Annotated in this window: 11 protein-coding genes; 5 read left to right on the top strand and 6 right to left on the bottom strand. The window is 72.1% G+C overall.

The window, feature by feature from the left end:
* Positions 1–285, bottom strand: a 285-nt coding sequence (locus KWI83_RS37315; RefSeq protein ID WP_308122398.1) for a biotin carboxylase N-terminal domain-containing protein, incomplete at its 3' end; no start/stop codon positions are given.
* A gap of 377 nt (positions 286–662) precedes the next feature.
* Between KWI83_RS37315 and KWI83_RS37310 the strand changes: the two genes are divergently transcribed.
* Entirely contained in the window at positions 663–1,148 is a 486-nt protein-coding gene (locus tag KWI83_RS37310) for a hypothetical protein (RefSeq protein WP_218518812.1), read from the top strand.
* On the opposite strand, the gene KWI83_RS37305 is transcribed toward KWI83_RS37310, so the two are convergent.
* A complete protein-coding gene (locus KWI83_RS37305) occupies positions 1,117–1,737 on the bottom strand; it encodes a nucleoside triphosphate pyrophosphatase (RefSeq protein WP_218518811.1) in 621 nt (206 codons plus the stop codon). The genes KWI83_RS37310 and KWI83_RS37305 overlap by 32 nt on opposite strands.
* Before the next feature lie 31 nt (positions 1,738–1,768).
* The gene (gene mmpB / locus KWI83_RS39670) at positions 1,769–1,897 is read right to left on the bottom strand and encodes a morphogenic membrane protein MmpB (RefSeq protein ID WP_256363364.1); all 129 of its coding nucleotides are present in this window, start codon (positions 1,895–1,897) and stop codon (positions 1,769–1,771) included.
* 99 nt (positions 1,898–1,996) lie between these two features.
* On the opposite strand from mmpB, the gene KWI83_RS37300 reads away from it, so the two are divergent.
* On the top strand, positions 1,997–2,875 hold the full coding sequence (locus KWI83_RS37300; protein WP_308122397.1) for a GDSL-type esterase/lipase family protein: 879 nt from the start codon (positions 1,997–1,999) through the stop codon (positions 2,873–2,875).
* Between the two features lie 25 nt (positions 2,876–2,900).
* On the opposite strand, the gene KWI83_RS37295 is transcribed toward KWI83_RS37300, so the two are convergent.
* Both KWI83_RS37295 and KWI83_RS37290 read right to left on the bottom strand, forming a co-directional pair.
* Positions 2,901–3,110 (bottom strand): acyl-CoA carboxylase epsilon subunit, encoded by a 210-nt coding sequence (locus KWI83_RS37295; RefSeq protein WP_218518810.1) that lies wholly within the window; start codon positions 3,108–3,110, stop codon positions 2,901–2,903.
* Positions 3,111–3,119: 9 nt separating this feature from the next.
* Positions 3,120–4,712 carry an acyl-CoA carboxylase subunit beta gene (locus KWI83_RS37290; RefSeq protein ID WP_218518809.1) on the bottom strand — a complete coding sequence of 531 codons (1,593 nt, stop codon included), beginning with the start codon at positions 4,710–4,712 and terminating at the stop codon, positions 3,120–3,122.
* Between the two features lie 300 nt (positions 4,713–5,012).
* Here KWI83_RS37290 and KWI83_RS37285 point away from each other — a divergent pair, with 300 nt between their 5' ends.
* Complete coding sequence (locus KWI83_RS37285; RefSeq protein ID WP_218518808.1) at positions 5,013–5,906, top strand: biotin--[acetyl-CoA-carboxylase] ligase; 894 nt, start codon at positions 5,013–5,015, stop codon at positions 5,904–5,906.
* A gap of 91 nt (positions 5,907–5,997) precedes the next feature.
* Positions 5,998–7,104, top strand: coding sequence for an adenylate/guanylate cyclase domain-containing protein (locus KWI83_RS37280; protein WP_218518807.1), 1,107 nt, complete (start codon positions 5,998–6,000; stop codon positions 7,102–7,104).
* 13 nt (positions 7,105–7,117) lie between these two features.
* Here the strand turns inward: KWI83_RS37280 and KWI83_RS37275 are convergent, their stop codons facing one another.
* Positions 7,118–7,570 carry a hypothetical protein gene (locus KWI83_RS37275; RefSeq protein ID WP_218518806.1) on the bottom strand — a complete coding sequence of 151 codons (453 nt, stop codon included), beginning with the start codon at positions 7,568–7,570 and terminating at the stop codon, positions 7,118–7,120.
* A gap of 751 nt (positions 7,571–8,321) precedes the next feature.
* Here KWI83_RS37275 and KWI83_RS37270 point away from each other — a divergent pair.
* Positions 8,322–9,122: an enoyl-CoA hydratase/isomerase family protein gene (locus KWI83_RS37270; RefSeq protein WP_218518805.1), complete on the top strand. Its 801-nt coding sequence runs from the start codon at positions 8,322–8,324 to the stop codon at positions 9,120–9,122.
* Positions 9,123–9,342 lie beyond the last annotated feature (220 nt).

The raw sequence follows: 9,342 nt of genomic DNA, 5'->3' as shown, positions 1-9,342 counted from the left end.
CAGGACCGCCTGGGCGAACTCGGCGTTCTCCGACAGAAAGCCGTAACCCGGATGGATGGCGTCCGCGCCGGACTCGCGGGCGGCGTTCAGGACCTTCTCGATGTCGAGGTAGCTGGTGGCGGGGGTGTCACCACCCAGGGCGAACGCCTCATCCGCGGCGCGGACATGCAGAGCGTCCCGGTCCGGGTCGGCGTACACGGCCACGCTCGCGATCCCGGCGTCCCGGCAGGCCCGGGCCACGCGGACAGCGATTTCGCCACGGTTGGCGATGAGCACCTTGCGCACGATTGAGGCTCCCTCCTTGAAACAAGCCGAGTTTAGGGACTGCCGACACGGCACTTCGACCCGTCCCCAATGGTGAGCTTGCCCACACGGAGCGTGATACGAGGCTCGCTCGACCCACGAAATCCCTTGTCGCGGCGCGGCACGCAGGACTCCACCGGAAAACCCTAGCCGTCCTGTGTGGTCAAGGTCTCTGTGAGAGCGTGCTGCGGCCCACTCCGATTCTTTGTCGAGTCCCTACGAATGGCCCAATGATTCTTTGCCCGCGGCCGAACCCTTGTCCCCCGGTTTACCCATTAGTAGCGTTCGCGATGTATTCGAACGTACCCGGGGTAACGGCACCCGGTGGCGGTGCGGCGGCCGAAAGTGGGTGGGGACCGGTGGTGCGCAGGCCGGTGGCGTGGATCGTGGCGCTGGTGCTCTTCGCCGAGGCGTTCGGCATCGCGGCACTGCAGTGGTTCCTGGGGATGGTGGTCGACAACCAGCGCATGTCCCTGGCGGGCCTCGACCCGGACGTGATGTCCCTGTCCTCGAAGATCGGCGGCGTGGCCTTCGGGCTCTACTTCGCCCTGTGCGGGCTGATCGCCCTCCTGGTCGCCGTGCGTGACCGCACCCCGGCCGGCCTCGGGCGTGTCCTGCTGATCAGCGCGGCCGTGGTGCACGGTGTGCTGGGCGCGTTCACCTGGGGGCTGGTCGGCTGGCACGCCTTCCTGTTCATGATGGTCGTGATGGGTCTCGTCGTACTGCTCCTGATGACGTACGACGGTCAGCAGCGGCCCGCGTCCGGGAAGCCCCAGGACGGCACGGACGGCGACCCGGTCGGCGACTCCCCGGTCAGCCCTCCGCCGGCGCCCACAACTCCGTGATCCGTACACCCAGTTCCGCCAGCAGCCGCCGTACGAGGGGCAGGCTGATGCCGATCACGTTGCCGTGGTCGCCGTCGATACCGTCGATGAACGGCGCCGAGCGGCCGTCCAGGGTGAAGGCCCCGGCGACGTAGAGGGGTTCGCCGGAGGCGACGTACGCGGCGATCTCCTCGTCGGTGGGTTCACCGAAACGGACGACCGTGGAGGCGGTCGCGGACGCGTACCGCCCGCTGAGCGTGTCGTAGACGCAGTGGCCGGTCTGGAGCGTCCCGGCCCGGCCGCGCATCGCCTTCCAGCGCGCGGTGGCCTCCTCGGCGTCGGCCGGCTTGCCGAGCGCCTCGCCGTCCAGGTCGAGCACCGAGTCGCAGCCGATCACCAGCGCGCCCTTGATGTCGGGCCGGGCGGCCACGACGGAGGCCTTGGCCTCGGCGAGGGCGAGCGCCAGCTCGGCGGGCGTGGGCGCGGTCACGGCGTCCTCGTCGACGCCGCTCACGATCACCTCGGGGTCGAGCCCGGCCTGCCGCAGCAGCCCGAGCCGGGCGGGGGACTGGGAGGCGAGCACGAGTCGGCGGCGCGGCTGATCAGTCATGCGGCCAGGGTATCGGCGTACTCCATATGGCTCACCCCAGTCCGATGACGATCATCGCGAGCACCATGGCCAGCGCCATGAGAACGCCCAGCCGCCGCAACATCTCCTGCGTGTCGCGCAGTTCCTTCGGCGGCTCGTTCTCCGGGTCGGACCACAGCATGCCTTCGATCGTCAGTCGGCGGCGCGGGGCGGCGCCTGAGTACGCGTACTCAAGTTTGAGTAAATGGGTCCTGTGTTCCGTTAAGCTAAAGAGGCCTCAATGCCGTTTGGACGGCTGACGGCGGGCGGCGACCGGCTGCGCGTGCGGCTGTCGAACGCGTACGGCACCTCACCCGTGCGGGTGGGGGGCGCGACGGTGGGGCGTACTAGCGTCGGTGCCGCCGTCGAGCCGAGGTCTGTACGTCGGCTCACCTTCGGAGGCGGGTACGACGCCGGGATCCCGGCGCGCGGGCAGTTGCTGAGCGACGCCGTGGACCTCGCGGTGGGCGCGCCGGCGTCGGTCACCGTGACGCTGCACTTCCACGCGGTCACCGGCCCCGCCACCTTCCACGCCCAGGCCTTCACCACCAGCCACCACCGCGGCCCCGGCGACCTCCTCACGGACACCGCCGGGACGGGCTTCGACGCGGTGACCGAGTCCTGGTACTTCCTGTCGGCCGTCGAGGTGGACGCCGGGCGCACCGACGCGATCGCCCTGTTCGGCGACTCGATCACCGACGGCTTCGGCTCCACGCCCGGCACCGACCGCCGCTGGTCGGACGCGCTCGCCGCGCGCACCGGGCGGCCGGTGATCAACGCGGGGATCGGCGGGAACCCGCTGCTCAACGACTCCGCCTGGTACGGCGAGCGGGGCGTGGGGCGGCTCGGGCGGGACGTCCTCGGTCATCCGGGCGTGGACACGCTGGTCGTGCTGCTCGGGGTGAACGACATCGGCTTCAGCGAGACGGACGAGCAGCCGACGTACCGGCCCGCACCGGTGCTGCAGGCCGCGGAACTCATCGCCGGGCACCGGGAGCCGATACGGCAGGCGGCGGGCGCGGGGCTACGGGTGATCGGCGCGACCCTGGTGCCCTTCGGCTGCACCCGGCGTACGACTTCGGCGATCACCTGCATCCGAACGACGCGGGCTACGAGGTGATGGCCGAAGCCGTCGCGGACGTGCTTCAGGCCGGCCAGTAGGTGCGCGCCCATGCCGTCGGGCCCGGCTGGGGCACGTGCCGGCCGGCGATACGGGCCGGGTCGGACCAGGAGTCCCGCGGGCCGGGCGCGCCGGGCGGCAGGGCCGATGCCGCCGCGGCGCGGGCCCGGACCACCGCCAGGGCGGCGGCCAGCTCCTCGGGGGTCGGATTGCCCCGTACGACTTTGATCGTCACAGCGGCTCCTTACAGGGGGATGTTGCCGTGCTTCTTCGGGGGCAGGGATTCCCGCTTCGTGCGCAGCTGACGCAGCCCGCGCACTATGTGGGCGCGGGTGTCCGACGGCATGATCACCGCGTCGACGTAGCCGCGCTCGGCCGCGATGTAGGGGTTGAGGAGCGTGTCCTCGTACTCCTGGATGAGCCGCGCCCGGGTCGCCTCGATGTCGTCCGCCTCGGCGATGGTGCGGCGGTGCAGGATGTTCACGGCGCCCTGGGCGCCCATCACGGCGATCTGCGCGGTCGGCCAGGCCAGGTTGAGGTCGGCGCCCAGGTGCTTGGAGCCCATGACGTCGTACGCGCCGCCGAAGGCCTTGCGGGTGATGACGGTGATGAGCGGCACCGTGGCTTCCGCGTAGGCGTAGATCAGCTTGGCGCCGCGCCGGATGATGCCGTCGTGCTCCTGGTCGACGCCGGGCAGGAAGCCGGGCACGTCGACGAAGGTGATCACCGGGACGTTGAACGCGTCGCACGTCCGGACGAACCGCGCCGCCTTCTCACTGGCGGCGATGTCCAGGCAGCCCGCGTACTGCATGGGCTGGTTGGCGACCAGGCCGACCGGACGGCCCTCCACGCGCCCGAACCCGGTGATGATGTTCGGCGCGAACAGCGGCTGCGTCTCGAAGAACTCGGCGTCGTCCAGGACGTGTTCGATCACGGTGTGCATGTCGTACGGCTGGTTCGCGCTGTCCGGCACCAGCGTGTCCAGCTCGCGGTCCTCGTCGGTGAGGGCGAGGTCCGCCTCCTCCGGGAACGCCGGGGGCTCGCTGAGGTTGTTGGACGGCAGGTACGACAGCAGCTGCTTGACGTACTCGATGGCGTCCTTCTCGTCCCCGGCCATGTGATGGGCCACGCCGGAGGCGGTGTTGTGGGTGCGGGCGCCGCCCAGCTCCTCGAAGCCGACGTCCTCGCCGGTGACGGTCTTGATGACGTCCGGGCCGGTGATGAACATGTGCGAGGTCTGGTCGACCATGATCGTGAAGTCGGTGATGGCGGGCGAGTAGACCGCGCCGCCCGCGCAGGGGCCCACGACGAGGGAGATCTGCGGGATCACGCCGGAGGCGTGGGTGTTGCGGCGGAAGATCTCGCCGTACGCCCCGAGCGAGGCCACGCCCTCCTGGATCCGGGCGCCGCCGGAGTCGTTGATGCCGATGACCGGGCAGCCGGTCTTCAGCGCGAAGTCCATCACCTTGACGATCTTCTGCCCGTAGACCTCGCCGAGCGCACCGCCGAACACGGTGAAGTCCTGCGAGAAGACGGCGACGGGACGGCCGTCGACGGTGCCGTAGCCGGTCACCACGCCGTCACCGTAGGGGCGGTTCTGCTCCAGGCCGAAGTTGGTGGAGCGGTGCCGGGCGAACTCGTCCAACTCCACGAAGGAGCCCTCGTCGAGCAGCAGCGAGATCCGCTCACGGGCCGTCAACTTGCCCTTCGCGTGCTGCTTCTCGACCGCGCGAGCGGAGCCGGCGTGCGTCGCTTGTTCGATGCGGCGCTGGAGATCCGCGAGCTTGCCCGCGGTCGTGTGGATGTCGATCTCGTGACGCTCTTCCGGCTCGGACATCGGGATGCGGCTCCCTGCCTGCTCAAAAGGGGGGACGGTTACTCATCCGTAGCGTAGTGGGGTGCCCATCGATCGGCAGTGCGGCGTTTACCACACCGTCCCCGTCTTCCCAGGAACGTCGACGAGATCTAGGAATCGGCGGCACGGCGGCCAACGCCCTGCGCACGATCAAGGTGTCGCGGCGGGACACGCCGGAGGGGCGACACCGCGAGAGTGGTCGAGCGCCCGTGAACCTCAGCCCTCGGGGCTGGAATCCACTCCTTGTGCGGGATGGACGATGTCAAACCTAGGGTGGCTTGCATGACGACGCCACCAGGTGCAGAAGGAAACACGCCCAACGGGCCCCACGAGCCGAGGTCGAGCCGATGGTCCGACCTCGACCGCCCCCCTCTCAACGTCGCCGCTTTGCGCAAGGCGCTGGTGCGGGAGGGCGGGCTGTGGTCGGAGGTGCAGGTGGTGCAGCGCACCGGCTCCACCAACTCCGACCTGGTGGCCCGCGCCGCCAAGGGCCTGGCCGTGGAGGGGACGGTGCTCGTCGCGGAGGAGCAGACCGCCGGTCGTGGCCGCCTGGACCGCCAGTGGGCCGCTCCGCCGCGCTCCGGCCTGTTCTTCTCCGTCCTGCTGCGCCCCACGGAGGTGCCGGTGTCCCACTGGGGCTGGCTGCCGCTGCTCACCGGCGTCGCCGTGGCGACGGGCCTGTCCCGGGCGGCAGGCGTCGATACGGCACTCAAGTGGCCCAACGACCTGCTGGTGACCGTCGGCGGCGAGGAACGCAAGGCCGGCGGCATCCTCGCCGAGCGGGCGGCGGACGACGGCGTGGTCATCGGCGTCGGCCTCAACGTCACGCTCCGCGAGAACGAGCTGCCGGTGCCCACGGCGGGCTCGCTGGCGCTGGCCGGGGCGGTGAACACGGACCGGGACCCGCTGCTGAGGGCCGTACTGCGGTCGCTGGAGGAGTGGTACCGGCGGTGGCGGACGGCCGGGGGCGATCCGGCGTCCAGCGGCTTGCAGGAGACGTACGCCGCCGGGTGCGCCACGCTGGGGAGGGCGGTGCGGGCCGAACTGCCCGGGGACCGGTCGATCATCGGAGAGGCGGTCGCGGTGGACGGGGACGGGCGGCTGGTGCTGGCGACGCAGGACGGCGTGCAGGAGCCGGTCGGCGCCGGGGACATCGTGCACTTGAGGGGGGTTTAGCCGGGGTGCGGGAGGAGTGACCTGGGGCACAGCTGACGTAAAGTTGGGGCCGGTCGATATCTGACCGCGGCAGATCGGAAGGGCAGCAGGCGTGACCGTCGACGACACGGGCTCCGGTACGGACCCGCGGGGCGCCGACTCCGGCGAGGACCCGCTCGCCCTGCGGCTCGAACAGCTCATCCTGGGCGCCGAGCGGCGCTACACGCCGTTCCAGGCGGCCCGCAGCGCCGGTGTGTCCATGGAGCTGGCGTCCCGCTTCTGGCGCGCGATGGGCTTCGCCGACATAGGCCAGGCCAAGGCGCTCACCGAGGCGGACGTCCTGGCGCTGCGCCGCCTGGCCGGTCTGGTCGAGGCGGGACTGCTCAGCGAGGCGATGGCCGTGCAGGTGGCCCGCTCCACCGGGCAGACCACCGCCCGACTGGCCGAATGGCAGATGGACTCCTTCCTGGAGGGCCTGACCGAGCCCCCCGAGCCCGGCATGACGCGCACCGAGGTGACCTATCCGATCATCGAGCTGCTCCTGCCGGAACTGGAGGAGTTCCTCGTCTACGTGTGGCGGCGCCAGCTCGCCGCCGCGACCGGGCGGGTCGTGCAGGCCGCCGACGACGAGGAGATGGTCGACCGCCGCCTGGCCGTCGGCTTCGGGGACCTGGTCGGCTTCACCCGCCTGACCCGCCGCCTGGAGGAGGAGGAACTCGGCGAACTCGTCGAGGCCTTCGAGACCACCGCGGCCGACCTGGTGGCAGCGCGGGGCGGACGGCTGATCAAGACGCTGGGCGACGAGGTGCTGTACGCCGCGGACGACGCGGGGGTCGCGGCGGAGATCGCGCTGCGGCTGATCGAGACCATGGCGAACGACGAGACGATGCCCGAGCTGCGGGTGGGCATCGCGTTCGGCACGGTGACCACCCGTATGGGTGATGTGTTCGGTACGACGGTGAACCTGGCGTCCCGGTTGACGTCGATAGCGCCACGGGATGCGGTGCTGGTCGACAGCGCGTTCGCCGAGGAACTGATCCGCACCGGCGAGGCTCCCGCCTCCGAGGCGGAGGCGGCCGAGGCCGCGGCGGCCGCGGAGAAGGAGGGCGAGGAGCCGCCGACGTACCGCTTCGCACTCCAGCCGATGTGGCAGCGGCCGGTGCGTGGGCTGGGCGTGGTCGAGCCGTGGCTGCTCACCCGGCGGGACGGCGCGTCGTAGCGGGGGGTGGGCCTCACCGCTCGCCCAGGGAGCCCAGACACAGGTCGATGATCGGCAGGCAGAGGCCGGGTTCGTCGGGTTGTGGGGTGGGGGTGCTCGGGGTGGGCGACGGGGTGGGGCTGGTCGTGGGCGGGCGCTGCGGTGTTGTGGGGCCGCCGGTGCTGCTGCGTGGTGACGCGGCCTTCGGAGCTTCCGGGATCGCCGTGGTCTCGCCCGGGCCGTGGGCGTCGTGGGTACGTGAGGCGGCGTTTCGGGACGGCGGGGTGGTGTGCGTGGTCCCGGGCGTGGGGAGCGTGCTCGGCCTGCCCAACGGGGCGGCGGCGGTGGGGTCCGCGGTGGGGACGGTGGCGGAGGCGTTGGTCGCCTGCTCGCTGCCGACCGCCGCATCCGGGCTGGGGGCGGCCGCCGCGGCTCCGGCACCGCCGTTTCCGGAGTCGGGCCACGCCAGGCGTACGAGGCTCAGCACACCGGCGGCGAGAGCGAGGCCGCCGGCGGTGAGGAGGGCCTTGCGGGGGCGGGGGCGACGGTGGCGGCCGCGGCCGGTGGGGGCCCAGGGGTGGGGGGTAGGGGGGTCGGCGTCGGGTCGGCGCGCGGTTGCTGGGGTGCCCTGCGGGGTGTGGGGGGCCGGTGGCGGACTGCTGCGTCGGGCTGGCTGGGGCTGGGGCTGGGGTGCGCGGTGGGCTGCTGGTGGGTTCTGCTGCTGGGGTGGACGCTGGGCTGCTGCCGCGCCCGGAGGCTGGGGCGCTGGTCCGGCGCCCTCGGGCCCTGGTGGGTGGGGTGCGGCCCCTGTCGCCCCCGGGCGCTGCGGCTGCGGCGCACGTCCCGTCGGTGTCGGTCCCTGAGGCGCGGGCACACGGCCCGCTGCCGACGCGCCGTCGTTGACACGGCCGTTCGCGCCGGTGGGTACTCCCGTGCGTTCACTCCTGCCGTCGTGGCCCGTGCCGTGCCTCCGGCCGTTCCTCGGCCAGGTGTCCGTCGACGTGTCGGTCCTCATGGCGTCCTTCCCCGATGCGCTCGCGCCCCCGTGCGCCGTGGCGGTGCGCACGCTATGCGCTCCCCCGGGGGCTGGGGAGGGAGTCGGGCTTGATGTCACTCGAACGGGGTGTCGGGGGGTGAGTCGGGAACCGGGGCGCGCGGGGGCTCGGCCTTCCACCGGAGGGGTGGGGCTGGAATGATCGGGGCGAGTGTTGTTAACCCGCGTTAACCCGGAGGGTGTCATGAGCGAGGAGCGGTTCGGCGAGTTTGTGCTGGTGCGGCGGCACGAGGACGGGCATGTCGCGGAGCTGGCACTCGACCGGCCCAAGGCCATGAACGCCGTGTCGACCGGGATGGCCAGGTCGATCGCCGGGGCGTGCGCGGCGCTGGGGGCGGACCGGGACGTCCGGGTGGTCGTGCTGACGTCCACGCATGAGCGGGCGTTCTGCGTGGGAGCCGACCTGAAGGAGCGCAACTCGCTGAGTGACGCCGAGTTGGTCCGGCAGCGGCCGGTGGCGCGGGGGGCGTACACCGGCGTACTGGAGCTGCCGGTGCCGACGGTGGCGGCGGTGCACGGGTTCGCGCTGGGGGGCGGTTTCGAGCTGGCGCTGTCGTGTGACGTGATCGTGGCGGACGGTACGGCGGTGGTGGGGCTGCCGGAGGTGTCGGTGGGGGTGATTCCGGGGGGTGGCGGTACGCAACTGCTGCCCCGGCGGGTGGGGGCGGCTCGGGCGGCCGAGCTGATCTTCACGGCGCGGCGGGTGGAGGCGGCCGAGGCGCGGGAGCTGGGGCTGGTGGACGTGCTGGTGGAGCAGGGCCGGGACCGGGAGGAGGCGCTGGCGCTGGCGTCCCGCATCGCCGCGAACTCGCCGGTGGGCCTGCGTGCGGCCAAGCGCGCACTGCGGCTGGGACACGGGCTGGACCTGCGGGCCGGCCTGGAGGTGGAGGACGCGGCGTGGCGCTCGGTGGCGCTCTCCGGGGACCGGGCGGAGGGGGTGGCGGCCTTCAACGAGAAGCGCAGGCCGCAGTGGCCGGGGGAATGAACGGGGGTCGCACTCGACACCGGCCGCTGACCGCGACCCGGCGCTATGGGGCCGCCGTCCGGGCCGCGCCGGTCCGGCGTCCCTGACCGCGGGCGTGACTTCCGTTCGCTGGTCTTGGTGCGGGTGTCTTGGTGCCGGGGTGCGGCTGCTGTCGTCTGCCGGTCCGGATACCGCAGGCGTGACTCCGCCTGGTTTCCGCTGCGTGCCGCGTGCTTCCGTT

Origin of the sequence: Streptomyces sp. TRM70350, assembly GCF_019219825.1 — a bacterium.
Taxonomy (GTDB): domain Bacteria; phylum Actinomycetota; class Actinomycetes; order Streptomycetales; family Streptomycetaceae; genus Streptomyces.
This window is presented reverse-complemented; position numbering and strand designations above follow the sequence as displayed.

Coding starts and splice junctions, on each gene's coding strand:
- KWI83_RS37305 (WP_218518811.1), bottom strand. CDS start 1,737: ATGACTGATCAGCCGCGCCGCCGACTCGTGCTCGCCTCCCAGTCCCCC.
- mmpB (WP_256363364.1), bottom strand. CDS start 1,897: ATGCTGTGGTCCGACCCGGAGAACGAGCCGCCGAAGGAACTGCGCGAC.
- KWI83_RS37300 (WP_308122397.1), top strand. CDS start 1,997: ATGCCGTTTGGACGGCTGACGGCGGGCGGCGACCGGCTGCGCGTGCGG.
- KWI83_RS37290 (WP_218518809.1), bottom strand. CDS start 4,712: ATGTCCGAGCCGGAAGAGCGTCACGAGATCGACATCCACACGACCGCG.
- KWI83_RS37285 (WP_218518808.1), top strand. CDS start 5,013: ATGACGACGCCACCAGGTGCAGAAGGAAACACGCCCAACGGGCCCCAC.
- KWI83_RS37270 (WP_218518805.1), top strand. CDS start 8,322: ATGAGCGAGGAGCGGTTCGGCGAGTTTGTGCTGGTGCGGCGGCACGAG.